Raw genomic sequence first — 25,176 nt, 5'->3', positions numbered from 1 at the left:
CCGGGCCGCCCTCACGGTCCGGCCCGGCACCGGCCCTTATAGGCTGGCGGCGCTATGGACTCCCGTACCGGTCTCCCCGTCGTGGGCATGGTGGGTGGCGGCCAGCTGGCCCGGATGACCCACCAGGCCGCCATCGCTCTCGGCCAGTCGCTGCGCGTGCTGGCGCTCGCCCCGGACGACGGCGCGGCGCTGGTCGCCGCCGACGTCCAGTACGGCGACCACACCGACCTGGCCGCGCTGCGGACGTTCGCCAAGGGCTGCGACGTGGTCACCTTCGACCACGAGCACGTCCCCAACGAGCACATCCGCACCCTGACCGACGAGGGCGTGAAGCTGTTCCCGCCGGCTGAGGCGCTCGTGCACGCGCAGGACAAGCGGGTGATGCGGGAACGGCTCGGTGAGCTGGGCGCGCCGAACCCGGCCTGGCGTCCGGTGGAGTCCCCGGCCGACCTGATCGCCTTCGGCGAGGAGACCGGCTGGCCGGTGGTGCTCAAGGCCGCCCGGGGCGGCTACGACGGGCGCGGCGTCTGGATGGTCGACGACGCCGGTCAGGCCGGTGAGCTGGCCGCCACGCTGCTCGCCGGTGGCACCCCGCTGCTGGTCGAGGAGCGGGTGGCGCTGCGCCGGGAACTGGCCGTGCAGGTGGCCCGGTCGCCGTTCGGGCAGGTCGCCGCGTACCCGGTGGTGGAGACGGTGCAGCGCGACGGCATCTGCGTCGAGGTGCTGGCGCCCGCGCCCGACCTGCCGGAGGAGCAGGCCGTGGCCGCGCAGCAGCTCGCCATCGACCTGGCGACCGCGCTCGGCGTGGTCGGCCTGCTCGCGGTGGAGCTGTTCGACACGCCGTCCGGGCTGGTCGTCAACGAGCTGGCGATGCGGCCGCACAACTCCGGGCACTGGACCATCGAGGGGGCCCGGACATCGCAGTTCGAGCAGCACCTGCGGGCGGTGCTCGACTACCCGATGGGGGACACCTCGCTGACCGCGCCGGTAGTGGTGATGGCGAACGTGCTCGGCGGCGAGCCGGGCGGCATCTCCATCGACGAGCGGCTGCACCACCTGTTCGCCGCCGAGCCCGGGGCCAAGGTCCACCTGTACGGCAAGCAGGTCCGCCCGGGCCGCAAGATCGGGCACGTCACGGTGCTCGGCAACGACCTGGACGACGTACGGGCCCGGGCCGCGCGTGCCGCCCGCTGGCTCCAGGAGGGGCACTGATGAGCACCGTCGGGCTGATCATGGGCAGCGACTCGGACTGGCCGGTCATGAAGGCCGCCGCCGAGGCGCTCGACGAGTTCGGCGTGCCGTACGAGGTGGGCGTGGTCTCGGCGCACCGCACCCCGGTCAAGATGATCGAGTACGGCCGGTCCGCCGCCGGCCGTGGCGTCCAGGTGATCATCGCGGGCGCGGGCGGGGCGGCTCACCTGCCCGGCATGGTCGCCTCGGTCACCCCGCTGCCGGTGATCGGCGTCCCGGTGCCGTTGAAGTACCTGGACGGCATGGACTCGCTGCTGTCCATCGTGCAGATGCCGGCCGGCGTGCCGGTCGCCACCGTGTCGATCGGCAACGCCCGCAACGCCGGCCTGCTCGCGGTACGCATCCTGGGCGCCTCCGACCCCGTGCTGCGCGACAGGATGGCCGCCTACCAGGCGAGCCTGGAGGACCTGGTCGCGGAGAAGGACGCCGCACTGCGCGCCTCCCTGATCTGACCGTCTCGTCACTCTCTGTTTCCCAGGCGTCTGGTCGCTCAGCGTGACCGGCCGGGGCGACGGGTGTCTGCGCCCTCCGCCGACTTTGCTCTGCAGCCATCGGCGCAGCGCGGCCCTGACCTGCGCTCCGGCCTCGCGTCCCGAGCGGCTCGGCCGCAGCCGTCGTCACGGTTGGTGACTGTCGCCTCCGTGGGTGCAGAGCAAAGGCGGCAGAGGGGCATCACCCCCGCCGCAGCCCGTCGACACGGAGCGTGACCTGCTCCACGACGGGTCAGGCCGACCGGGACCGGCTCACCGCATGCCGCGCAGGGCGGTCTGGAGGCGTTCCTGGGCACGGCGACGGCGCTCGTTGCTCGCGCCCAGCACCAGCAGCACGATGCCGACCGGGATCAGCACCAGCCACGGGCCGAGGCTGAACAGCGCGTGCACGGCCGCGATGGCGGTCACCGTCGCCCCGACGATCACCGGCGCCTGCTGCCGGCTCGTCGAGCCGAAGATCAGCACCGCGACGGCGCCGAGCAGCAGCAGCACCTGGCGCAGCATGCTGGATTCGGTCGCGATCACGATCGCCAGCGTGGGCAGGAACGCGGTGACCAGCGCCGGCCCGTACGCCACCCAGCTCGACAGGTCGGGCCGGTGCCGCAGTTGCAGGACACCGACCAGCAGGGCGAGCGCGGCGAACGGCAGCGTGTACGCCTCCGGCAGCGCCACGTCGGCCACCCGCATCAGGATCCACCAGGCGCTGATCTCGCAGGCCACCACCGCCCAGAACAGCAGGTTGCGTTCCATCGGGCGGCGTCCCGGACGGCTCGCCGCCACCCCGAGGACCGCACCCCAGGCGGCCAGCAGCGCGGCGATGTGCCGGGGCGAGTCGTACGCCAGCGCCAGCGCGATGAGCGCCGCCCCGTAGCCGCTCCACTCGACCGTGGCCGCCTCCCGGTAAGCCTCGGGACGGCGCAGCCGGGGCAGCGTGGCGGCGAACACCTGCAACGCCGCGCCGACAGCGAGCACCCCGAACGCGGACCAGACGGCCGCCAGCCCGGACTTCAGCCCGATCGTGAGTACGAACAGCTGAGCCATCACCGAGCCGAACAACCAGCCCAGGATGCGCGCCCGCTGGGTGGTGCCGAACAACGCGGCGACGGCGCCCACGCCGACCGCCCCGCCGAGCGTGAACACGGTCAGGTCGCTCGTGGCGAGGCTGCCGGCCAGCCCGGCGCCACCCGCGGCCAGCCCGAGCGCGAAGACCAGCACCCGGGCCACCCGGATCGACCGGCCCGGCTCGGCGATCGCCGGCGGCGGGGTGAGCGCCAGCCCGAGCATCGAGATGGTGAACACCGCCAGCGCGGCCAGCGCGGTCACCGGCCAGCCCTTGCCGAGCGCCACCGGCGTGATCAGCAGCGTGATCGCCGCCCCGGGCAGGATCACCGGCACCGCCCGGGACCGCCGGCCGCCGCTGAAGCCGGTGGCGGCGAGCGCCGCGGTCATTGTCAGCAGCAGCGCGGTGAGCACGTGTGTGGGGTTCACCGCCTCCGGCGGCGGGGTCAGCAGCTCAGGCGGCGGACCCTGCCACACCCGGCGCAGCACCGCGAACGGCGAGAACAACGCCACCACGAGCGAGGGCGCGAGGGTGGCCAGGGCCAGCGCGGTGGGCAGCGCCGCCGCGGCGAGCGCACCGGCGGCCGGGCTGACCCGCCAGCGCAGCTCGGGATCGTCCGGGGCGCGCCGTAGCGCCCCGTTGAGCAGCACGGTCCAGCGGCGTACCGGCCGCCCCGAACCGGCGGGCGGGACGGTGGCCGCCCGGATCAGCTCGGCGAGCACACCGAGCAGCGCGGCGGCGGCGGCGAACACGCCCGCCGGCAGGCCGACCGCGAGCGCCGCGGCGGCGGTCACGGTGGCCGCGCCGACGACCGCGACGCTGGCGTACGGGAGATATTGCGGCACCTGCCGTCGTACCGCCGCGATCGCGGCCAGACCGATGCTGGCGGCGGCGAGCGCGGCGGTGAGCACCACCTGCGGTGGACGCCCGTACTCGACTGCCAGCGCGGCCACCGCGCCGGGCAGCGCGAGCAGTGCGGCTCCGGCACCCGCGCCGCCCACCTGCACCAGGTGCCGCGGCATGCCCTCGGTGCGGACGTCGTCGACGAGCGACGGCGCGACCGCCCGGGCCACGGCGGCCACCGTGGCGCCGATCAGCGCGATGCTGCCCAGCGCCAGCGCGGTGGTCCACGGCCGCACCAGCCCGGCACCGGCGGCGTGCAGCGCCACCACCCCGGCCACCGTCGCCCGGGACAGCGCGGCCCGGGGATCGGCCGACGCGGCGGCCGACATGCCGTAGACGGTGGCCACCATGCAGCCGACCAGTACCGGGGACCACCAGGGCAGGTCGAACGCGGCCGGGGCGCCCACCGTGGCGAGCACGGCGGCCAGGCCGGAGACGTCGTACTTCCACGGCGGCGGCAGCAGGATCGCCGCGGTCACCCCCAGCAGCGCCAGCGCCACCGGGGCCTGCCAGGTCGATCCGCCGGTCGGCGCGGCCGGCCAGCCGGTCAGGTCACCGGCCCAGATCGGGCCGGGGGTGGCCAGCACGCCGAGTCCGCCGCGCAACGCGCTCCAGGCGGCGATCAGGCCGATCAGCGTGCCACCGGCGGCGATGCCGAGGATCGGGCCGCGCCGCCACTCCTCGGGTAGCGCGCGGGCGGCCACCGCCACCAGCAGCACCAGCGCGGAGGCCACCACGAGCTGACCGCCGGGGGCGAGCACCGCGGCGATCCGGGCCAGCGTGGCGACGAGCGCCACAGTGGTGGCGGCGAGCGCCAGGTCGGACCCGTCGAGGGACATGTCCGCGCGGCGCCCGGCGTCGATGCGCGGGGCGAGCGCCAGCAGCGCGGCGGCGACCAGGAGCAGGCTGCCCACCCAGGCGTCGGCCGAGGTCGCGCCCGGCGCACCGAACGCGGCGGCGGCGACCGCCACCGCGCCGAGCACCGTACCGAGCGCGTGCGGCATGCTCAGGTGCCGCTGCGCCACCTGCACCAGGGCGGCATAGCCGAGCGTGACGCAGACGGCGAGGAAGCTCGCCGCGAGGATCGGCACGGTGATCTCGCGCAGGTTCGCCGGTGTGGCGACCGGCGGCGTCGGCACCGTGGCCGCCACGAACGCGGCGACGGCACCGGGCAGGGCGAACGCCGCGCCACCGGCGGCCCAGGAGCAGACCGTCTCCGTCGCGGCGGCGGCGAGCCGGACCCGCGGGGCGAGGGACACCAGCGCCCCGGCCAGGAACAGCACCGTCAGCGCGGCGGCGGTGAGCGCCGGGCGGGCGAGCGAAGCGCCCGCGCCGATCAGGCCCAGCCCGGCCGCCGTCACCGCGTGCGCCACAGCGGACCGTTCGGTGCGTGCGGTCAGCCCGAGCACGCCGACCGCTACCGCTGTGAGCAGCATCGGCCAGCAGGCCGCCGCCCAGCCCAGACCGAGCGACGCGGGTACGGCGAGCGCGGTGAGCGCCGCGCCGACCACCGCGAACTCGCGCCGGATCTCGGCCGGCAGCGCGATCACAGCGGCGATCGTGAGCAGCAACGCGCTGGCCGCGAGCTGCCAGCCGGTCGGGCCGACCGCCCGGGCCAGCTCGGCGTGCCATCCGCTCAGATCCGCCGACCAGGCCGGCAACGCGGCCCGGACCGGGGCCAGCCCGGCACGCAGCGCGCCACCGGCGACCACCAGGCCGCTGACCGTGAGCGCCACCGCGGAGGCGATCTGCGGCCCACGCCGGGCCGTCTCCGGTACGGCCCGGACGGCGAGCCCGGTCAGCGCGATGACGGCGGAGATGAGCAGCAGGGACCGGCCGGGCAGGGCCACCGAGGCGACCCGGCCGAGCGCGCCGATGACCGCCAGCGTGAGGATGCCGGCGCCCACGTCCGGCAGCGGCGGCCGGCGCAGCACGAGCGTCCCGGCCAGCGCGACCAGGGCCGCGAGCAGCAACGTCGCGCCCGCGGCGGCGGCCGGCGGCACCGTGGCGGCGCGCAGCAGGCCGGTGACCGCGTACGCCAGCGCGACAGCGACCGCCACGCCGTGCAGCAGCCAGGTCAGCTCGGGCAGCCAGGGCACCGGCCGGGCGGCGGCGGCCGGACCCGGTGGCGTCTCGCCGCCCAGCACCTCGGCGGACTCCTCCGGCGCCGACTCGGGCCGGTCCTCGTCGGCGCGCTGCCGGGGCGGGACGGGAGGCACCGGCTCGGTGACGGGCAGGTCACGCCGGACCGGCCGCTCGCGTACCACCGCCGAGCGGGCCAGCGCCAGGTCGAGCACCGCCACCACGGTGAGCACCAGCGCCCAGCCGACCGGCCCGGTGATCCGCTCGTACGCGAGCAGCGGCAGCACCGGCTGGGCGGCCAGCACCGTGGCGAAGCGTGGCGCGCGCAGACCCGTCCCGTACGCGTACCCGAGAGCGACGAGCGTGGTGACCAGGAAGATCGCCCCGGCGAACGCGGCACCTGATCCTTCGCCGCCGATCCGGTCGACGGCCCACAGCGCGTACCCGGCCAGCGGCACCAGCAGCAACCCGACCGCGGCGATGGTCTCGGCGGTGGAGGTGAGCCCGCGGCGGGCCAGCACCGGCGGGGCGAGCAGCATCAGCGCCGTCGCCACCAGCAGCACGCCGAGGCGGGCCAGCGCGTCCATCGAACTGGTGGCGACCGCGGCGAAGACCACGGCGGCGACGCCGAGCAGGAGCGCGCCCAGTCCGAGCGGGATGTTCTGCACCTCGCGCGAGGACGCCTCGGGCGGGTGCTCCGGGTCGTCCGCGTCGAGCCAGCGCGGGCGGCCGCGTGGCGGCGACGGGGGCAAATCCTCCGGCGGGCCGGGCGGCGGCGTGCCCTGGCGGGGCACCCGGGGCGGCGCGCCGGTGGCCGCGGTGGGCGGGCGGCGGCCGGGCCGGCGGCGCAGCACCCGGCGCGGTCGGGTGGCCTGCCGGATCCGTTCCTCACCGGCGTGCGCCAGGATGTCCCGCTGGAAGAGGGCGGCCTGCATCTTGGCGGCGATCTGCCGCTGTTCCCGGGCGATCTCGGCGTCGCGGGCCTTCATCTCGGCGATCGAGCGCTCGATGTCGGCCAGGTGCTCGGCCCACTGCGGCTGGTGCGCGCCGCAGTGCGGGCAGACGACGGCGGGCTTGATGTCCTGCCCGCACGAGGCGCACCTGAAGCTCTCCACGACAGTCTCCCGTCCGCCCGTGCCCCCGCACTGTGGACCTCCCAGAGGCAGCATGCCTTGAGTGGGCCGGGATTTCGACAGTTGCCGCCGCGTTCCGGACAACAAAAACGGACCGGCCGCCGGGAGACGTTCCCAGGCGGCCGGTCCGCGCGCTCAGCGGATCAGGGGCGGCCCATGCCGCGGTACTCCCAGCCGGCCTGCGTCCACAGTGTGGAGTCGAGGCAGTTGCGCCCGTCGACCACCTTGCGGCCGTTCGCCAGCTCGCCCAGGGCCACCGGGTCGGCGTTGCGGAACTCGGCCCACTCGGTGAGCACGCAGACCAGGTCGGCGCCGCGGACGGCGTCGTTCATCGTCTCCTCGTACGTCAGCTCGGGCACCGCCCGGCGCGCGTTCTCGACCCCCTGCGGATCGAACACGTGCACGTCGGCGCCGGCCTTGCCGAGCAGCGAGGCGACCGCGAGCGCCGGCGCGTCGCGTACGTCATCGGTGTTGGGTTTGAACGTGGCGCCGAGCACCGCGACCCGCGTGCCGGACAGGTCCGGGCCGGCCGGCCCGGAGCGGCGGCCGAGCAGCTCGGCGGCGAGCTGCACGACGCGGCTGCGGCGGCGCTGGTTGATCAGGTCGACCTCGTGCAGGAAGCGCAGCGCCTCACCGGCGCCCAGCTCCTGCGCGCGGGCCTGGAACGCGCGGATGTCCTTGGGCAGGCAGGCACCGCCGAAACCGAGCCCGGCCTGGAGGAACCGGTTGCCGATGCGCGGGTCGTAGCCGATCGAGCGGGCGAGCTGGGTGACGTCGCCGCCGGCCGCCTCGCAGACCTCGGCCATCGCGTTGATGAAGGAGATCTTGGTGGCGAGGAACGCGTTCGCGGCGACCTTGACCAGCTCGGCGGTCGCGAAGTCGGTGACCACCAGCGGCACCTCGCGGTCCTCGGTGGCGGCCAGGTCGAAGACGCCCTTGTGGGCGGCGAACAGCATGCCGTTGGCCCACTCGCTCTTGACGCCGACCACGATCCGGTTCGGACGCAGCACGTCGTCGACGGCGAAGCCCTCCTGGAGGAACTCGGGGCTCCACGCCACCTCGACGCCGAGGTCGGCCGGGGTGTGCTTGCCGACGAGCTGCTCCACCCACTCGGCGGTGCCCACCGGCACGGTGGACTTGCCGACGATCAGCGCCTTGCGGGTCAGGTGCTGGGCGAGGCTGGTCACGGACGCCTCGACGTACGACAGGTCGGCGCCCATCCCGTCGGCCCGCTGCGGGGTGCCGACGCAGATGAAGTGGACGTCGCCGAAGTCGGCGGTCTCCTGGATGTCGGTGCTGAACCGCAGCCGGCCGGCGGCGAGGTTGCGCCGCAGCAGCTCGTCGAGGCCCGGCTCGTGGATCGGCACCTCGCCGGCGTTCAGCTTGGCGATCTTGTCGGCGTCCACGTCGAAGCCGAGCACCTCGTAGCCCAGCTCCGCATAGCAGATGGCGTAGGTCGCACCGAGGTAGCCGGTGCCGAGGAAGGTCACCCGCGGGCGGGCGGCGCCGGACGGCGGGGTCACCGCGGCGATGGCGGGCATCGGCTGGGTGTTCGGGTACGGAATCGTCACGCCTGTCTTCTCCGCTCGCACTGGCGGCGCTTCCACGCGTCGCATTCTGCTGGGGCGCCGAGGCCGGGCACCGAGGGAACTGGATGTCTGCTGTGAGGGTAATGGGGTCGGGCGGGCGAGGCTCGGGCGCGAGCCTACCCGCCGGTAAGGTTCGGCCGGGGCCGGTGGCTATCCTTCAGTTTGCGGCAGTCGTCGGCCCCCGGGCGGCACAGACTGCGCATGATAGCGGTGAAAGGGGAGGGCCGACATGGCCGCAGAGCAGTCGTTCGACGTCTACCGGTTGCCGGAGGAGCACGAGGCGATCCGGGAGGCGGTCCGTGAGGTCTGTGCGGCCAAGGTGGCTCCGCACGCCGCCGAGGCGGATGAGACAGGTGAGTTCCCCAAGGCGTCCTACGAGGCCCTGCGCGCCGCCGACTTCCACGCCCCGCACATCCCGGTCGAGTACGGCGGCGCCGGCGCTGATGCCCTGGCCACGGCCATCGTGATCGAGGAGGTGGCCCGGGCCTGCGCGTCGTCCTCGCTGATCCCGGCGGTGAACAAGCTGGGCACCATGCCGCTGCTGCTGGCCGGCTCCGAGGAGCTGAAGCGCAAGTACCTCACCCCGGTCGCGGCCGGGGAGGGCATGTTCTCCTACTGCCTCTCGGAGCCCGAGGCGGGCAGCGACGCCGCCTCGATGACCACGAAGGCGGTACGTGACGGAGACCACTGGGTGCTGAACGGCGTGAAGCGGTGGATCACCAACGCGGGCGTGTCCGAGTACTACACCGTGTTCGCCGTGACCGATCCCACAGCCCGGTCCCGGGGCATCTCCGCGTTCGTGGTGGAGAAGTCCGACCCGGGCGTCAGCTTCGGCGCCCCGGAGAAGAAGCTCGGCATCAAGGGCTCGCCCACCCGCGAGGTCTACTTCGACAACGTCCGGATCCCCGCCGACCGCATGATCGGCGCCGAGGGCACCGGCTTCGCCACCGCGATGAAGACGCTGGACCACACCCGGGTCACCATCGCCGCCCAGGCGGTCGGCATCGCGCAGGGCGCGCTGGACTACGCCAAGGGCTACGTCCAGGAGCGCAAGCAGTTCGGCAAGCCGGTCGCCGACTTCCAGGGCATCCAGTTCATGCTCGCCGACATGGGCATGAAGCTGGAGGCGGCGCGGCAGCTCACGTACGCCGCCGCCGGCAAGTCCGAGCGCGGCGACGCGGACCTGACCTACTTCGGCGCGGCCGCCAAGTGCTTCGCGTCCGACGCCGCCATGGAGATCACCACCGACGCGGTCCAGCTGCTCGGCGGCTACGGGTACACCCGCGACTACCCGGTCGAGCGGATGATGCGGGACGCCAAGATCACCCAGATCTACGAGGGCACCAACCAGGTGCAGCGCATCGTCATGGCGCGTCAGCTGCTCAAGGGCTGACGAGCGACGTTCGGGCGGGCGGGCCGGTCACGTACCGGCCCGCCCGCAATCGTTCAGCGGCTCTCGGTGCCCTCCGGCCGGCCCGCGCCGCGCGGGGGCGCGGACCACGGCGACTCGCCGCCGGTGCGGCGGGGCAGCGGTTCGGTGGGGGACTCGGGGTACGCCAGCGTTAGCGGCGGCGTGTCCGGGTCCTTCGCCGGCGCCGGCGGCCAGTCGGTGAGCGTCGGCTTGTGCTCCACCGGTGTGACGGCCGGGGTCAGCTCCGCCTCGGCCGTCGCGGGTGTGGCGGGACGCCGCCAGCGGCTCGTGCTGAACACGGCCATCAGCAGCAGCACCCCGATGAGGAACAGCGTGCCGTTGTCCAGCGGGTCGCGCAGCGGCAGCGGGTCACCGAGCAGCTTCAGGTCGTCCGGCACCCGGTCCCGCACGCTGAACGGCGCGACGAACAGCCCGACGTACGGGACCGCGAGCAGCAGGCCGGCCGCCAGCGGGCCGAACGGCGAGAAGCGCAACGTGCCGAGCAGGCCGAGCAGGATGCCGGCGACGCCCAGATAGACGGCCGGCTCGATCAGGTTCGGCGTGCTGTACGTCCCGATCTCCACCCAGCGGTCGACGGTCCGCTCAGATCCGTCCTGACCGAGCGTGACGAGCACCCAGGTGACGGGCGCCACCGCCAACCCGGCGAGGAAGCTCCAGAGATGTCGCATCCGCGCACCGTACCGTTTTCGGCATGACAGATCATCCCGCGGTCCCGCCGGGTAAGCCGACCTCGTACTCCCGCGTCACGCTCAGTCGCATCATGACCGCGGTCGATGTCAATCTGTACGGGACCGTGCACGGTGGGGTACTGATGAAATTCGTGGACGACGTTGCCGGAGCGGCCGCGGCGCGGCACAGCGGCGGCACCGCGGTGACCGCGTCCATCGACGAGATCGTCTTCTCCGAGCCGGTCCGGGTGGGCGATCTGGTGCACGCCCACGCCCAGATCAACTGGACCGGCCAGACCTCGATGGAGGTCGGGGTGAAGGTGGTCGCCGAGCGCTGGGACTCGGCCGAGGAGGAGCCGGTCCGGGTCGCCACCGCGTACCTGGTGTTCGTGGGCGTCGACGTGGGTGGCACGCCCCGGCCGGTCCGCCCGGTGCTGCCCGAGACGCCGGACGACGAGCGCCGCTTCCGGGAGGCCGAGATCCGGCGCGCGCACCGGCTCGCCCGGCGCCGCGCGATCCAGGCCCACCGCGCCGGCTGACGGGTGCCCGCCCACACCGGTGCGGGGTGCGGGGTGTGGGCGGGGCACGCCCCGTACGGCGCCCCCGGCGCGGACAATGGCGGCACGAGGTAGGGCAAGATGGCGCCACGGCTCCGGCACACCGTCGTGGCGGGCCCAGGGGAGGGTGGAACAGTGGCTGACGTGCTGTGGACGCCGCCGGCGGACGTGCGGGAGCGGTCCCGGATCGGTGACTACCTGCGCTGGCTGGCCGAGCACCGCGGGCTGGAGTTCGCCGACTACGACGCGCTGTGGCAGTGGTCGGTGACCGACCTGGACGCGTTCTGGCGTTCGATCTGGGACTACTTCCAGGTGGTCGCGCACACCCCGCCGACCGCCACGCTCACCGACCGGGCCATGCCGGGCACCCGCTGGTTCCCCGGCGCGACGCTCAACTACGCCGAGAACGTGCTGCGCATGCCGGGTCTGGGCGACGACGACCCGGCGGTGATCGCGCACGGTCAGACGCGCGCGCCGGAGACGCTCACCGCCGCCGAGCTGCGCGAGCGGGTCCGCCGGGTGGCGGCCGGGCTGCGCCGCCTCGGCGTGGGACCGGGCGACCGGGTGGCCGCGTACGCGCCGAACATCCCGGAGACGTACGTCCTGCTGCTCGCCACGGCCAGCCTGGGCGCGATCTTCTCCTCCTGCGCGCCCGAGTTCGGCACCCGCAGCGTCACCGACCGCTGGCAGCAGATCGAACCGACGGTCCTGGTCGCCGTGGACGGCTACCGGTACGGCGACAAGCCTGTCGACAGGCGCGCCGAGGTGGCCGCGATCCGGGCCGCGCTGCCGTCGCTGCGGCACACGGTCGCCATCGCGTACCTCGATCCGGACGGCCCGGCCCCCGACGGCGCGCTGCCGTGGGCGGAGCTGGCGGCGCCGACGGACGAGCCGTTGACGTTCACGCCGGTGGCGTTCGACCACCCGCTCTACGTGCTCTACTCCTCCGGCACCACGGGCCTGCCCAAGCCGATCGTGCACGGCCACGGCGGCATCCTGCTGGAACACCTCAAGATGCTGGCGCTGCACCACGACCTGGGCCCGTCCGACCGGTTCCTGTGGTTCACCACGACCGGCTGGATGATGTGGAACTTCCTGGTCTCGGGCCCGGCGGTGGGCGCGGCGATCGTGCTGTTCGACGGCAACCCGGGCAACCCCGACCTGGGCGCGCTGTGGCGGCTGGCCGCCGACACCGGCACCACGTACTTCGGCACGTCCGCGCCGTTCCTGCTGGCCTGCCGCAAGGCCGGCCTGGTGCCGCGCGAGGTCGCCGACCTGTCCGCGGTGCGCGGCCTCGGCTCGACCGGCGCGCCGCTGCCGGCCGAGGGCTTCACCTGGGTGTACGAGAACGTGAGCGACCGCCTCCAGCTCCAGTCGCTGTCCGGCGGCACCGACGTGTGCACCGGGTTCGTCGGCGGCGTGCCGCTGCTGCCGGTGTACGCGGGGGAGATCGCCTGCCGGGCGCTGGGCGCGAAGGTGGAGGCCCGCTCGGCCGACGGCAGCGCGGTGATCGGGCAGCTCGGCGAGCTGGTGATCACCGAGCCGATGCCGAGCATGCCGGTCGGGTTCTGGAACGACCCGGACGGCGCGCGCTACCGGGAGGCGTACTTCGAGGTCTATCCCGGGGTGTGGCGGCACGGCGACTGGATCACGGTGAACGAGCGCGGCGGGTGCGTGATCACCGGCCGGTCCGACGCCACGCTCAACCGGGGCGGCGTACGCCTCGGCACCGCCGAGTTCTACTCCGTGGTCGAGGGGCTGGACGAGGTGGTCGACTCGGTGGTCGTGCACCTGGAGGACGACGAGGGCGGCGCGGGTGAGCTGCTGCTGTTCGTGGTGCTGGCCGAGGGCCTGGAACTCGACGACGACATGCGTAAGAAGATCTGCCGGGAGCTGCGTACGGCGCTGTCGCCGCGGCACGTGCCGGACGAGATCCACCAGGTCCGGGCCGTGCCCCGCACGCTGAGCGCGAAGAAGCTGGAGGTGCCGGTCAAGAAGATCCTGACGGGTACCCCGGTGGACAGCGCGGCGGCCAAGGGCGCCCTGGCCAACCCCGAGTCCCTGACGGCGTTCGCCGCCCTGGCCCAGCGCCGGGCCACCACCGACACCCCCGTCTCCCCTCGCTGACGCTGGAGGGTCAGCGCAGGGTGTGGGTGGTCTTCTCGGTTTCGGCGCGGGAAGGCAGGCGGGCCGGGTCGGGGTGGGCGCACGCGACCACGCTCGCGCCTGCCGTGAGCGGGGTGAGCAGCCAGTCGACCGGGTCGGGGTGGGTGGTCACGTCTACCAGGAGGCGGTCGCCCTGGGTCAGGCCCAGCTCGATCGCGCGCGCCCGCGCGCGGGCCAGCAGCGCCGCGTCCCCGTCCCCGGCGGCCGGGTACGGCGTGAAGTGGTCACCGTGCCCGCGTACCGCCCCGACGAAGTCGGTGCAGCCCGCCGGCACCTGCCGCATCGGCAGCGCGAACGGGTCGAGCGCCAGCGCGTACCGCTCGCCGGCCGGCCACCCGGCCGCCTCGTCGACCCGGTCGACGGCCACGAACAGCGCCTCCACCGGCCCCGGCGTGCCGGTCACCGTCAGCTTCGCCGACCAGCAGCCGAGCAGCACTGCGGCGGTCTGCCAGTGCGGCGGCAGCAGCACCCCGGCCGTGTCGCCGGGCGCGGCGCCCACCTCGTCGGTGAGCAGGTTCGCGGTCTTCGCCACCCAGTTCGCGAGCGTCGCCCCGGAAAGTTCGGTGCGCTCGCCGGTGGCGTCGTCGTACCAGGTCAGCAGCGGTCGGGTGGGGTCGGTCGCGATCGCGTCGGCGAACACCCGGGCAATGTTGTCGGCCATCGGCGCGAACGATACGCGCCCCGCGTGCGTACTCGATGACAACGACAAGTCGGCGTACCGTCGGGTCGCGGTCAGCGCCTTCCGCCGGGCCCGGCGTAGGCTTGCCGAGAGTGTTCTTCCCCACAACTGCGCCACCTGAGGAGTCGCCCCGTGACCGCCGGTCGCCCGCCCCGCGTTCTCATCGACGCCACGAGTGTCCCCGCCGACCGTGGCGGCGTCGGTAGATACGTCGACGGACTGCTCGGCGCGCTGGGCCGGGTCTGCGGCACCAGCGTCGACCTGGCCGTGGTCAGCCTCCGCACCGACCTGGAGCGCTACACCCGGATGCTGCCCGGCGCGGAGGTGATCCCCGCCCCGGCGGCGGTCGCGCACCGGCCGGCGCGCCTGGCCTGGGAGCAGACCGGCCTGCCGCTGCTGGCCCAGCAGGTCGGCGCCGAGGTGCTGCACTCGCCGTTCTACACCTGCCCGCTGCGCGCCGGCTGCCCGGTGACTGTGACCGTGCATGACGCGACCTTCTTCACCGAGCCGGAGCACTACGACAAGTCGCGCCGGACGTTCTTCCGCAGCGCGATCAAGACGTCGCTGCGCCGGGCCGGCCGGGTGATCGTGCCGAGCAAGGCGACCCGCGACGAGCTGATCCGGCTGCTGGACGCCGACCCGACCCGGATCGACGTCGCCTACCACGGCGTCGACCAGGACGCGTTCCACGCGCCCGGTGACGAGGAGAAGGCACGTGTCCGGGCCCGCCTGGGCCTCGGCGACAGCAGCTACATCGCGTTCCTCGGGGCGAAGGAGCCGCGCAAGAACGTACCCAACCTGATCCGCGGCTGGGCCCGGGCGGTGGCCGACCGGCCGAACCCGCCCGCGCTGGTGGTGGCCGGCGGCCAGGGCCACGACGACGACATCGACCGCGCGGTGGCCGAGGTCCCGTCGCACCTGCGGCTGCTGCGCCCGGGTTACCTGCGCTACGCCGACCTGCCCGGCTTCCTCGGCGGCGCGCTGGTGGCGGCCTACCCCTCGTACGGCGAGGGCTTCGGCCTGCCGATCCTGGAGGCGATGGCGTGCGCCGCCCCGGTGCTCACCACGCCGCGCCTGTCCCTGCCCGAGGTGGGCGGCGACGCGGTGGCCTACACCAGCGAGGACCCGGACCAGATCGCCACCGACCTGGCCGCCCTGCTGGACGACGAGCAGCGGCGGCTGTCCCTGGCCAAGGCCGGTTTCGACAGGGCCAAGGAGTTCACCTGGGAGTCCAGTGCCGAGGTCCACATCGCGGCGTGGCGACGGGCCCGGTCCTGAGCGCCGGCTGCCGGTCCCGGGCGACCGACCGTGACGGCTCGCCCGCTTCGGGCATGATGTGCTGATGTTCTACGCCGTCATCCCGGCGGGCGGCAGCGGCACGAGGTTGTGGCCGTTGTCCCGTGCCGGCCATCCCAAATTCCTCCACCCGCTGACCGGCACCGCCGCCTCGCTGTTGCAGGCCACCGTCGACCGGTTGTCGCCGTTGACCACTCCGGAGCGCACGCTCGTGGTCACCGGTGCCGCGCACGCCGCGGCGGTGGCTCGGCAACTGGCTGGCCTGCCGGAGGAGAACATCCTGGTCGAGCCGTCGCCGCGGGACTCCTGCGCCGCGATCGCGCTGGCCGCGGCGGTGATCGCCACCCGGACCCCGGACGCGGTGATGGGCTCGTTCGCCGCCGACCACCTGATCGGCGACCCGGCCCGGCTGGCCGAGGTGGTACGGCAGGCCATCCGGGGCGCGGAGCAGGGGCTGCTGATGACTGTGGGCATCACCCCGACGCGTCCGGAGACCGGCTACGGCTACCTGGAGACCGGTGAGCCGGTGGGTGACGGCACGCTGCGCCCGGTACGCGAGTTCAAGGAGAAGCCGGCCGCCGAGGTGGCCGAGGTGTACGTCCGTTCCGGGCGGCACCTCTGGAACGCCAGCATGTTCGTCTGGCGGGTGGACGTCTTCCTGTCCGAGCTGGCCCGCCAGCAGCCGGAGCTGCACGCCGGGATCACCGCCATCGCGGCGGCCTGGGGCACCCCGGAGCAGGACGACGTGCTCGGCCGGATCTGGCCGACGCTGCCCCGGATCTCGGTCGACTACGCGGTGATGGAGGGCGCGGCGACTGCGGGCCGGGTGGGTACGGTGCCCGGCGACTTCGGCTGGAACGACGTGGGTGACTTCCACACGCTCGGCGAGGTGCTGCCCGCCGACGGCGCCGGCAACGTGGTGCTGGGCGGGGACGCCAAGCCGGGCGTGCTGCTGCACGACACCACAGGCACCGTGGTGGTGCCGCACTCCGGCCGGCTGGTGGCGACCGTCGGGGTGCACGACCTGATCGTCGTGGACACCCCGGACGCGCTGCTGGTCTGCCCGCGCGACCGCGCGCAGGACGTGAAGAAGATCGTGGACGAGCTGAAGGAACGCGGCGAGGAGGGCCTGGTCTGATCCGCCGGGCCGCCGGAGGGGGCACGCGTCCGGCCGCCCGGCGCGGTACCGGCGCTCAGCCGCCGGCGTGGCGGGCCAGCACCGCGAGCGCCGGCGGCACGAGCTGGGCGGTGGCGTGGGCGAGCGGCTCGGGCAGCCGGTCCGGCGGGAACCAGCCGAGCGCCTCGGATTCCGCGCTGACCCGCTCGACCGCGCCCGCCGGGGCCAGGGCGGCGTACCGGACGTCGTAGTGGAACGACCCGCCCTGGCAGGTGACCTCGTGGATGTCCACGTCGATCGGCTCCGGCTCGACGGTCAGGCCGGTGATGCCGGACTCCTCGGTGGCCTCGCGCAGAGCGGCGGCCGCGAGCGTCCGGTCGCCGGGCTCGCAGTGCCCGCCGAGCTGCATCCACCTGCGGATCTTGCCGTGCAGGCAGAGCAGCACCCGGCCGTCCGGGTCGAGCACCAGCGCGCTCGCCGTGACGTGCCCGGCGCGGTGCGTCCGGCTCATCGCGACCGGCCCGTCGGCCAGCAGCGCCAGCGTGCGGTCCCGGGCGGCGCCCGCGGCGGGGCTGGTCGCCGTCCAGCGGCTCAGCGTCGCGACGGCGTCGGCGTGCAGTTCGGTGTACGAGGTGAGGTCGGGCACCCGGACACTCTACGAGCGCCGCCTCCGTACCCTGGCGCGGTGACCCTGCGACTCGTCGAGTTCCTGGTGGCCGGCAACGAGGCAAGCGACCTCCTGCCGGTGCGGTCGGCCACGCTGCTGCGGGCGCACGGCGCGCGCCGCGGCTTCTGGACCGTGCTGGACGAGGGGCCGGTCGAGCAGTGCCTGGCGCTGCTGCTGGAACGCGACGACGGCCACTGGGAGGCGCACCACGTGGCCGCCGACGCGGGCCCGGAGAACGGCCGCACCGAGGACGGCGAGGCGCTGGCCCACCACGACGGCTGGGTGTACGTCTTCGGCTCGCACTTCGGGTCCAAGCGCGGCCCGCTGCGGCCCCGGCGCGCGTTCGTGGCCCGGTTCCGGGAGGACGACGCGGTGGCCGGGCCGCTGCCGGTGCACGTGGTGCGCAACCGCTTCCGGCTGCACCGGGCGGTGAACGACGCGCTCGCCGCGGCCCCGCTGACGCTGCTGCCGGCCGGCGACCGGGTCCGGGAGCGGTTCATCGTGGAGACGCTGGCCCGGGGTACCGCCCGCGCCAAGAGCTGGGTGACCCGGCTGGCCGCCGACGACCTGCCGGTCAACGTGGAGGCGGCGGCGTTCACCCCGGCCGGTACGGCGCTGCTGGGCCTGCGGTTCCCGGTGACCGCCGCGGGGGAGCCGGTCTACGTCGAGCTGGCCGGCGTACCGGAGATGTTCGACGACCCGGAGCACTCGGGTGACCTGCGGGCGCTCGGGGCGTACGCGCTGACCGGGGTGACGCCGCCCGGCGCGCTCGCCGGCTTCCGCGCGATCACGCCGACCGGCGACGGCGGATATGCGGCGGTGACCGGGTCGATCGACGCGCTGGGCAAGGGTTCGGTGCTGCTTGACGACCACCCGCACGGCGGTGAGGTGACCTCCCGGCACGTGCGGTTCCGGCACGACGCGGGCGGGGACGCCCTGGTGGCGGGGGAGGTGGTCGCGGAGCTGGCGCCGTTCCACCACGTGGAGGGGCTGGCCGAGCTGGCGGGACGCTGCTATTACGTCACCGACGAGGACCATCGGGTGGCGCTCTGGATCGGATGAGCGAGGGCCGGGCGGCACCCCTGCGACTGAAGTCGCAGACCCTCGTGGTGCCACCCGGCCACGCCCGTCAGCCGGCGTCCGGGTCGATGTTGCGCCCCGGCGTCGGCAGGCAACAGAGAGTTTGCCCAACCCGCCCGCCCGCCGTCGAGGTTTTTCACCTGACGCTTAAAGATGGAGATTAGTGCCGGCGGGTACAGTGCGAAGTGTGGCTGGCACCCCCGCCGTCCGCACGGGAGCAATCCATGTTGAAGATCATTTTCTCGGGCGAGGACGTCCTGCGGACCCGGGTCGCACCGGCCGCGGACCCGCTCTGGGAGCTGGTCCTCAGCCTGCACCTGCTCCAGGGGCGCAGCCGGGACCCGATGATGACCACGTGGCGGCGCACCGTGGCGCACGGACTGCGGACCGACACCGACGCCGAGCAGTACCGGCTGCTGCTCGCGCTCAACCCACCGCGCGGCTACTTCCCCGACTTCCTCACCCCGTCCGCCAGCCGGGAGGGCATCGAGGCCGGGCTGGACGCCGTCCGGGGCACCCCTGTGGACATGCTGCGCCGCGACCTGACGCGGCTGGCCGGGGAGACAGCGCTGCCGTCGTCGGCCACCGCGCTCGCCCGCGGCGAACCGGAGACGCTGCACCACCTCACCGACGCCATGGCCCGCTACCAGTCGCTGGCGGTCACGCCCTACTGGGCCCGGGTGCAGGCGGCGGTCGAGGCGGACCGCGCCCGGCGTGCGCGTGCCATGCTCGACGGCGGCGCCGAAGGGCTGCTGGCCAGCCTGCGGCCGAACATGCGCTGGGTCTCGGGCGTGCTTGAGGTGCTCGACTACCCGGACACGCGGGAACTGCACCTGGACGGCCGGGGGCTGCTGCTCGTGCCGTCGTTCTTCTGTTCGCGTACGCCGGTGGCGCTCGTCGACCCGACGCTGCCGCCGGTGCTGGTCTACCCGGTGGACCGGCTCGCCGGCCTGACGCCCGCGTCCGGCGCCGCCGCGTCACCGCAGGGCGAGGCGCTCGCCGCCCTGCTCGGCCGTACCCGCTCCCGGGTGCTCCAGGCCGCCGACGAGGGCTGCACCACCGGCGAGATGGCCCGCCGGCTGCGCATCTCCGCCGCCGCGGCCAGCCAGCACACCACGGTGCTGCGCAACGCGGGACTGCTGGTCAGCCAGCGTGACCGCAACACCGTCCTGCACACGCTCACCCCGTTGGGCCGGGCCGTCCTCGACGCCTGAGCACGCCCGCCGGAGTCAGAGCGCCAGCGTGGCGCTCGCGGCGCTGCCGGACGGGGGCGGGAGCAACGTCGAGTCGATCCCCTCCGCGGCCAGCGCGGCGCGCAGGCGTTGCAAATCCGCGCCGAACCGGACCAGGTCCGCCCGGTCGACCGGGGTGGGCGCCGCGCCGAGCAGCAGGCCGGTGGCCGAGGCGGGCCAGCCGGGCACCGTCGCGGCCAGTCCGTCGCGTACCTCGTCGTCGGTGACGTGGGTGAAGACGGTGCCCGGCGCGACCACGTCGGCCACCGCCTCGATCGCCCGCCGCACCGCGTCCGCATCGGCGGGCTCGGGGCCGACCCGGTCCGCGAGCGTCGCCGCCGCCCGCAGACCGGCGGCGCGCGCCTCGGCCGTGCCGAGCGAGAACAGGTCCATCGAGGCGTCGCGCACCAGCGTGCGGGCGCCCTCGTCGTCGTCCCGGGTCGCGGCGAGGTAACCCCGCACCACGGCGACCGGCACCTGGTCGCACTTGCCCTTGATCAGCTCACCGGCCGCTGCCAGCTCGTCGACCACCGCCATCTGGGTGACGAACAGCTCGTTGCCGTACGGGTCGACCTCGCCCCGGTGGTCGCGGATCGCCGGCATGCCGGCGACCCCGAGCGCCACGTCGGTCAGTCCGTTGCGCCACGGCCGGCCCATCGTGTCGCTGACGATCACCGCCACGTCGAGGCCGTACCTGTCGCGCAGCGCGGCGCGCAGCGCCCGGGCGGACGCGTCCGGGTCGACGGGCAGCAGGACCAGCCGGGTCTTGTCCACGTTCGAGGCGTCGATGCCGGCGGTAGCCATCACGAACCCGTGGTGGGTCTGCACGATCCGGGTCGCGCCCCGCGTCGCCACCACCCGGGCGGTCTCCCCGGCCAGGATGCGGTCCCGCTCGGCGAGCCGTTCCGGGCCGTCGGCCGGCACGTCGACCAGCCGGCCCTCCGCCTTCGACACGATCTTGCTGGTGACCACCAGGACGTCGTGGTCGCGCAGCCAGGGCGCCGCACCGGTGATCAGCGCCGCCAGGTCGTCGCCCTCGGTCACGTCGCCGATGCCCTGCACCGGCAGGATCTCCAGCCTCACATCAACTCCAGCGCGGCGCGCACCATCGCGGCGGTCGCCGCCTCGTCGGTCATCCGCAGCGGCGCGGCGCGGACGGTCACGTCCGGCACCACGGTGCCCTCGTCCTCCGGCGCGACCAGCCAGCCGTCGAGCAGGCCGCCCGCCGGCCGGGCGCCGTAGAGGCCGCCCACGCCGGCCGCGCTGCACTCCACGCCGAGCACGGCGAGGCAGCGGTCGGCCATGCCGCGTACCGGCGCGCCGCCGATGATCGGCGACACCCCGATCACCGGGGCCGGCCCGCCGGTCACCGCGTCGCGCAGACCGGGCACCGCCAGCACCGGCGCGATGCTCACCACCGGGTTGCTCGGCGCGATCAGCACCACGTCCGCGGCGGCGATCGCCTCGACCACGCCGGGCGCGGGCTTCGCCGCGTCGGCACCGACGAAGACGAACCGGTCGGTGGGTACGCCTGCTCGATGGCGAACCCACCACTCCTGGAAGTGGATCGCCCGCCGGCCCTGCTCGTCGGTGACGACGGCGTGGGTCTCCAGGCGGTCGTCGGTGGCGGGCAGCAGCCGTACGCCCGGCTGCCAGCGGGCCGCCAGCGCCTCGGTCACCTGGGACAACGGGTAGCCGGCGTTGATCATCTGGGTGCGCACCAGGTGGGTGGCGACGTCCTTGTCGCCGAGGCCGAACCAGCTCGGCTCCGCGCCGTACGCGGCCAGCTCGTTCTTCACCGTCCAGGTCTCGCCCGCCCGGCCCCAGCCGCGCTCCGGGTCGGCGCCGCCGCCGAGCGTGTAGAGCACGCTGTCCAGGTCGGGGCAGACCTTCAGCCCGTGCAGCAGCAGATCGTCGCCGACGTTCACCACGGCGGTCACCTCGGCGCCCACCTCGCGGGCGTACGCCCGCACGCCGAGCAGGAAACGGGCGCCCCCGATGCCGCCGGTCAGTACCACGATGCGCATGGCGTCCATCCTTCCGCACGCGCCGCCATCGATCGTCCGGTGGCCGGAGAGACTACGCTCACTTCGGCAACTGTCCGCTTTCGTCCCCTGGGGGAGTCCGTGACCAGCCCCGCCGAGCCCGCGTCCGGCGACGCCGCGCAGGCCAGCCAGTTGATCAAGCCGTTGCGCGAACTCGCAGCGCTCGTCCTTCTCGGCGCCAACGCCGTGCTTCTCTTCGTCGGCCTGGTGCGCCTGCTGCCGATCGACGACTACAGCACGGCCAGCGGCCGGGCCGGGAGCACGTATTTCACCTTCGTCGGCCTGGAGTCGACGGTCCTGCCGCTGCTCGCCGTCCTGATCGCCACCGCGATCCTCCCGGTCGTACCAAAGGCCAAGCTGATCACGCAGGTGGCGCTCGTCGAGTACGCCGTGTCCGTCGTGTTCGGCGCGCTGACGTTCCTGATCTGGCTGGTCGGCCGGCTCGCCGACGGTGAGGTGCTGGACGCGTTCCTCGGTCTGCTCACCCGCGTGGCGTGGCTGGCGATCTTCGGGGTCGCCGCGTTCGTGGTGTTCAAGATCTGGCGCACGCTCTACTACGTGCCGAAGCCCAAGCCGCAGCCGGGCGTGTACGGCCAGGCCCAGCCCGGCTGGCCGCAGCAGCCGGGTCAGCCCGGCGGCTACCCCGGTCCGGGCGGCTACCCGCAGCAGCCCGGCCCGGGCTTCCCGCAGGCCGGCTCGCCGCCGCCCGGCTGGCCGCAGCAGCCCGGTCCGTACGGCCAGCCGCAGTCGGCGCCGCCGTTCAACACCGCCCCGCCGCATGCGCCGCAGTCCGGCCCGCCGTCCGCCGACCCGCAGGCCGGCGCCCCGTACGGCGGTCCGCAGCAGGCGCCGCAGTACGGCTCGTCGCAGTCGGCGCCGCCGTTCGGCCAGCCGCCGTCGGCCGACCCGACGCAGGCGATCCCGCGCCAGTCCGCCGAGCCGGGCGCGCCGTCGGCCGCCGCCGACGACGAGCGCACCCAGCGGTTCGACCGCGAGGACCCGAACCAGCCCCGCTGAGGTCCGGGCGGCGGGCGACGGAGCATCCTCGCCCGCCGCCACCTCGGGCCCGCCACCAGCCCGCACCGTCCCGCCCGCCGCTGTGCGGGGGACCACCCGGTTCGTCCCGCTGCCCGGATCGCGACCGGGGGCGGGCATCCGGCCGTGCGGCAGCGCCTAGGCTGGGCGGATGGTTGATCGCAGCGACCCCGAACCGACCGAGGCCAGCATCCGGCGGGCACTGGGGCGGGCCGCCACCGGCCGGGCGCTCGACGCCGGCGAGGCGAGCGCGCTGCTGGCCGCTCGCGGGCCGATGCTCGACGACCTGCTCCGGATCGCCGGCGACATCCGCGACGCCGGGCTGCGCGACGCCGGGCGGCCGGGCGTGGTCACGTACTCGAAGAAGGTCTTCATCCCGCTGACCCGGCTCTGCCGGGACCGCTGCCACTACTGCACGTTCGCCACCGTGCCGCACCGGCTGCCCGCCGCCTACCTGGAACGCGACGAGGTGCTGGCGATCGCCCGCGAGGGCGCCGCGCAGGGCTGCAAGGAGGCGCTGTTCACGCTCGGCGACCGGCCCGAGGAGCGGTGGCCGGCGGCCCGCCGTTGGCTGGACGAGCGGGGGTACGACTCGACGCTGGACTACCTGCGCGCCTGCGCGGTGGCGGTGCTGGAGGAGACCGGCCTGCTGCCGCACCTGAACCCGGGCGTGCTCACCTGGTCGGAGCTGCAGCGACTCAAGCCGGTCGCGCCGAGCATGGGCATGATGCTGGAGACCACGGCCACCCGGCTCTGGTCCGAGCCCGGCGGCCCGCACTACGGCTCGCCGGACAAGGAACCCGCGGTACGCCTGCGGGTGCTCGACGACGCCGGCCGGGTCGGAGTGCCGTTCACCACGGGCATCCTGATCGGCATCGGCGAGGACCGGGCCGAGCGGGTCGACGCGATCTTCGCGATCCGCCGGGCGATGCGGGAGTACGGCCACCTCCAGGAGGTGATCGTGCAGAACTTCCGCGCCAAGCCGGACACCGCGATGCGCGGCATGCCCGACGCGGAGCTGCACGACCTGGCCGCCACCGTGGCGGTGGCCCGGGTGCTGCTCGGCCCGAAGGCCCGCATCCAGGCCCCGCCGAACCTCATCGCGGGCGAGTACGACCTGCTGCTGCGCGCCGGCATCGACGACTGGGGTGGCGTCTCCCCGGTCACGCCCGACCACGTCAACCCGGAGCGGCCCTGGCCGCACCTGGACGAGCTGGCGGCGCGTACCGCGAGTGCCGGGTTCACGCTGCGCGAGCGGTTGACCGTCTACCCGGAGTACGTCCGGGCGGGCGAGCCGTGGCTCGATCCGCGCCTGCTGCCGCACGTGAGCGCGCTCGCCGACCCGGCCACCGGGCTCGCGGTCGAGGCGGCCCGCCCGGAGGGACGGCCCTGGCAGGAGCCGGAGGAGGTGTACGGCGGCCGCACCGACCTGCACGTCACCATCGACGTCACCGGCCGTACCGACGACCGGCGGGGCGACTTCGACAGCGTGTACGGCGACTGGGCCGAGGTGGCCGGCAAGGTGGCGCCGGAGGCGCGCGCCGGCGTACCAGTGGGTGGTGGCGCGGACGCCGACCTGCGCGCGGGCCTACGGCTGGCGGCTGGCGACCCGGCGGCGCTGCTGACGCCGGCGCACGAGGCCGAGGCGCTGGCGCTGTTCGGCGCGGACGGCCCGGCGCTGGACGAGCTGTGCCGGCTCGCAGACGACGCGCGCCGGGACGCGGTCGGCGACGACGTGACCTACGTGGTCAACCGCAACATCAATTTCACGAACGTCTGCTACGTGGGCTGCCGGTTCTGCGCGTTCGCCCAGCGGGAGAGCGACGCCGACGCGTTCCGGCTCTCGCTGGAGCAGGTCGCCGACCGGGCCGAGGAGGCGTGGACGGCCGGCGCGACCGAGGTCTGCCTCCAGGGCGGCATCGACCCGAAGATGCCGGTCACCGGTTACGCCGACATCGTCCGCGCGATCAAGGCGCGGGTGCCGGACATGCACGTGCACGCGTTCTCCCCGATGGAGATCGTCACCGCCGCCGCGAAGGCCGGCGTGCCGGTGCGGGAGTGGCTGCTCCAGCTCCGCGAGGCCGGGCTGGACACCATCCCGGGCACCGCCGCCGAGATCCTCGACGACGACGTGCGCTGGGTGCTCACCAAGGGCAAACTGCCGGCCTCCGCCTGGGTCGAGGTGGTGAGCACGGCCCACGAGCTGGGCATCCGGTCCAGCTCCACGATGATGTACGGCCACGTGGACCACCCGGGCCAGTGGCTCGCCCACTTCCGGGTGCTGGCCGGCGTGCAGGACCGTACCGGCGGGTTCACCGAGTTCGTGGCCCTGCCGTTCGTGCACACGAACGCGCCGATCTACCTGGCCGGCATCGCCCGCCCGGGCCCGACCTGGCGCGAGAACCGGGTGGTGCACGCGATGGCCCGGCTGCTGCTGCACGGCCGGATCGACAACATCCAGTGCTCCTGGGTGAAGCTCGGCGACGCGGGCACCGTGGAGATGCTGCGCGGCGGCTGCAACGACCTGGGCGGCACGTTGATGGAGGAGACGATCTCCCGGATGGCCGGCTCGGGCAACGGGTCGGCCCGTACCGAGGAGCAGTTGCGCGCCATCGCGACCGCCGCAGGGCGGCCGTTCCGCAAGCGGACGACCGCGTACGGTCACGCCCGCGCCTGAGGTCGAACCTTTCCCC

At 74.4% G+C, this 25,176-nt stretch carries 18 protein-coding genes; 11 read left to right on the top strand and 7 right to left on the bottom strand.

The annotated features are described in order from the left end of the window. The first annotated feature begins 54 nt into the window (after nucleotides 1-54). Nucleotides 55-1,212 (top strand): 5-(carboxyamino)imidazole ribonucleotide synthase, encoded by a 1,158-nt coding sequence (locus OC439_RS05320; RefSeq protein WP_262012485.1) that lies wholly within the window; start codon nucleotides 55-57, stop codon nucleotides 1,210-1,212. Further along, nucleotides 1,212-1,703, top strand: coding sequence for a 5-(carboxyamino)imidazole ribonucleotide mutase (gene purE / locus OC439_RS05315; RefSeq protein WP_262012484.1), 492 nt, complete (start codon nucleotides 1,212-1,214; stop codon nucleotides 1,701-1,703). Before OC439_RS05320 ends, purE begins: the two co-directional genes overlap by 1 nt. Nucleotides 1,704-1,994: 291 nt before the next feature. On the opposite strand, the gene OC439_RS05310 is transcribed toward purE, so the two are convergent. Then, on the bottom strand, nucleotides 1,995-6,902 hold the full coding sequence (locus tag OC439_RS05310; protein WP_262012483.1) for an SCO7613 C-terminal domain-containing membrane protein: 4,908 nt from the start codon (nucleotides 6,900-6,902) through the stop codon (nucleotides 1,995-1,997). 161 nt (nucleotides 6,903-7,063) lie between these two features. Beyond that, nucleotides 7,064-8,491, bottom strand: coding sequence for a UDP-glucose dehydrogenase family protein (locus OC439_RS05305; protein WP_013284143.1), 1,428 nt, complete (start codon nucleotides 8,489-8,491; stop codon nucleotides 7,064-7,066). Between the two features lie 247 nt (nucleotides 8,492-8,738). On the opposite strand from OC439_RS05305, the gene OC439_RS05300 reads away from it, so the two are divergent. After that, on the top strand, nucleotides 8,739-9,902 hold the full coding sequence (locus tag OC439_RS05300) for an acyl-CoA dehydrogenase family protein (protein WP_262012482.1): 1,164 nt from the start codon (nucleotides 8,739-8,741) through the stop codon (nucleotides 9,900-9,902). Between the two features lie 53 nt (nucleotides 9,903-9,955). Here the strand turns inward: OC439_RS05300 and OC439_RS05295 are convergent, their stop codons facing one another. Continuing rightward, nucleotides 9,956-10,609, bottom strand: a complete 654-nt coding sequence (locus OC439_RS05295) for a hypothetical protein (protein WP_262012481.1) — start codon at nucleotides 10,607-10,609, stop codon at nucleotides 9,956-9,958. Nucleotides 10,610-10,632: 23 nt separating this feature from the next. On the opposite strand from OC439_RS05295, the gene OC439_RS05290 reads away from it, so the two are divergent. Further along, complete coding sequence (locus tag OC439_RS05290) at nucleotides 10,633-11,148, top strand: acyl-CoA thioesterase (protein ID WP_262012480.1); 516 nt, start codon at nucleotides 10,633-10,635, stop codon at nucleotides 11,146-11,148. A 153-nt stretch (nucleotides 11,149-11,301) separates the two neighbouring features. Then, entirely contained in the window at nucleotides 11,302-13,293 is a 1,992-nt protein-coding gene (locus OC439_RS05285) for an acetoacetate--CoA ligase (RefSeq protein WP_262012479.1), read from the top strand. Between the two features lie 10 nt (nucleotides 13,294-13,303). On the opposite strand, the gene OC439_RS05280 is transcribed toward OC439_RS05285, so the two are convergent. Next, nucleotides 13,304-13,993, bottom strand: a complete 690-nt coding sequence (locus tag OC439_RS05280; RefSeq protein ID WP_262012478.1) for a TIGR03089 family protein — start codon at nucleotides 13,991-13,993, stop codon at nucleotides 13,304-13,306. A 150-nt stretch (nucleotides 13,994-14,143) separates the two neighbouring features. On the opposite strand from OC439_RS05280, the gene OC439_RS05275 reads away from it, so the two are divergent. Both OC439_RS05275 and OC439_RS05270 read left to right on the top strand, forming a co-directional pair. Then, complete coding sequence (locus tag OC439_RS05275) at nucleotides 14,144-15,289, top strand: glycosyltransferase family 4 protein (RefSeq protein ID WP_194798512.1); 1,146 nt, start codon at nucleotides 14,144-14,146, stop codon at nucleotides 15,287-15,289. 64 nt (nucleotides 15,290-15,353) lie between these two features. Next, nucleotides 15,354-16,445: a mannose-1-phosphate guanylyltransferase gene (locus OC439_RS05270; protein ID WP_262012477.1), complete on the top strand. Its 1,092-nt coding sequence runs from the start codon at nucleotides 15,354-15,356 to the stop codon at nucleotides 16,443-16,445. Nucleotides 16,446-16,500: 55 nt separating this feature from the next. Here OC439_RS05270 and OC439_RS05265 read toward each other — a convergent pair whose 3' ends face one another. Continuing rightward, the gene (locus tag OC439_RS05265; protein ID WP_262012476.1) at nucleotides 16,501-17,070 is read right to left on the bottom strand and encodes an NUDIX hydrolase; all 570 of its coding nucleotides are present in this window, start codon (nucleotides 17,068-17,070) and stop codon (nucleotides 16,501-16,503) included. 39 nt (nucleotides 17,071-17,109) lie between these two features. Here OC439_RS05265 and OC439_RS05260 point away from each other — a divergent pair, with 39 nt between their 5' ends. Then, complete coding sequence (locus OC439_RS05260) at nucleotides 17,110-18,153, top strand: DUF4185 domain-containing protein (RefSeq protein WP_262012475.1); 1,044 nt, start codon at nucleotides 17,110-17,112, stop codon at nucleotides 18,151-18,153. 242 nt (nucleotides 18,154-18,395) lie between these two features. Next, nucleotides 18,396-19,385 (top strand): ArsR/SmtB family transcription factor, encoded by a 990-nt coding sequence (locus tag OC439_RS05255; protein WP_262012474.1) that lies wholly within the window; start codon nucleotides 18,396-18,398, stop codon nucleotides 19,383-19,385. Nucleotides 19,386-19,400: 15 nt separating this feature from the next. Here the strand turns inward: OC439_RS05255 and OC439_RS05250 are convergent, their stop codons facing one another. Continuing rightward, nucleotides 19,401-20,486, bottom strand: coding sequence for a coenzyme F420-0:L-glutamate ligase (locus OC439_RS05250; RefSeq protein ID WP_262012473.1), 1,086 nt, complete (start codon nucleotides 20,484-20,486; stop codon nucleotides 19,401-19,403). Beyond that, nucleotides 20,483-21,430, bottom strand: a complete 948-nt coding sequence (gene cofD / locus OC439_RS05245) for a 2-phospho-L-lactate transferase (RefSeq protein ID WP_262012472.1) — start codon at nucleotides 21,428-21,430, stop codon at nucleotides 20,483-20,485. Before cofD ends, OC439_RS05250 begins: the two co-directional genes overlap by 4 nt. A 99-nt stretch (nucleotides 21,431-21,529) precedes the next feature. Between cofD and OC439_RS05240 the strand changes: the two genes are divergently transcribed. Beyond that, nucleotides 21,530-22,465, top strand: a complete 936-nt coding sequence (locus tag OC439_RS05240; RefSeq protein WP_262012471.1) for a hypothetical protein — start codon at nucleotides 21,530-21,532, stop codon at nucleotides 22,463-22,465. 169 nt (nucleotides 22,466-22,634) lie between these two features. Beyond that, nucleotides 22,635-25,160: a bifunctional FO biosynthesis protein CofGH gene (locus OC439_RS05235; RefSeq protein ID WP_262012470.1), complete on the top strand. Its 2,526-nt coding sequence runs from the start codon at nucleotides 22,635-22,637 to the stop codon at nucleotides 25,158-25,160. Nucleotides 25,161-25,176 lie beyond the last annotated feature (16 nt).

Origin of the sequence: Micromonospora sp. Mcm103 (assembly GCF_024519755.1) — a bacterium.
Taxonomy (GTDB): Bacteria; Actinomycetota; Actinomycetes; order Mycobacteriales; family Micromonosporaceae; genus Micromonospora; species Micromonospora aurantiaca.
The sequence above is the reverse complement of the archived record's forward strand: the minus strand, read 5'-3'. Positions and strand labels throughout refer to the sequence as shown.

What these genes read in the sequence shown, in the direction of transcription:
- OC439_RS05320 (WP_262012485.1), top strand. Translation starts at nt 55, where the DNA reads ATGGACTCCCGTACCGGTCTCCCCGTCGTGGGCATGGTGGGTGGCGGC.
- purE (WP_262012484.1), top strand. Translation starts at nt 1,212, where the DNA reads ATGAGCACCGTCGGGCTGATCATGGGCAGCGACTCGGACTGGCCGGTC.
- OC439_RS05300 (WP_262012482.1), top strand. Translation starts at nt 8,739, where the DNA reads ATGGCCGCAGAGCAGTCGTTCGACGTCTACCGGTTGCCGGAGGAGCAC.
- OC439_RS05295 (WP_262012481.1), bottom strand. Translation starts at nt 10,609, where the DNA reads ATGCGACATCTCTGGAGCTTCCTCGCCGGGTTGGCGGTGGCGCCCGTC.
- OC439_RS05290 (WP_262012480.1), top strand. Translation starts at nt 10,633, where the DNA reads ATGACAGATCATCCCGCGGTCCCGCCGGGTAAGCCGACCTCGTACTCC.
- OC439_RS05280 (WP_262012478.1), bottom strand. Translation starts at nt 13,993, where the DNA reads ATGGCCGACAACATTGCCCGGGTGTTCGCCGACGCGATCGCGACCGAC.
- OC439_RS05270 (WP_262012477.1), top strand. Translation starts at nt 15,354, where the DNA reads ATGTTCTACGCCGTCATCCCGGCGGGCGGCAGCGGCACGAGGTTGTGG.
- OC439_RS05255 (WP_262012474.1), top strand. Translation starts at nt 18,396, where the DNA reads ATGTTGAAGATCATTTTCTCGGGCGAGGACGTCCTGCGGACCCGGGTC.
- cofD (WP_262012472.1), bottom strand. Translation starts at nt 21,430, where the DNA reads ATGCGCATCGTGGTACTGACCGGCGGCATCGGGGGCGCCCGTTTCCTG.
- OC439_RS05235 (WP_262012470.1), top strand. Translation starts at nt 22,635, where the DNA reads ATGGTTGATCGCAGCGACCCCGAACCGACCGAGGCCAGCATCCGGCGG.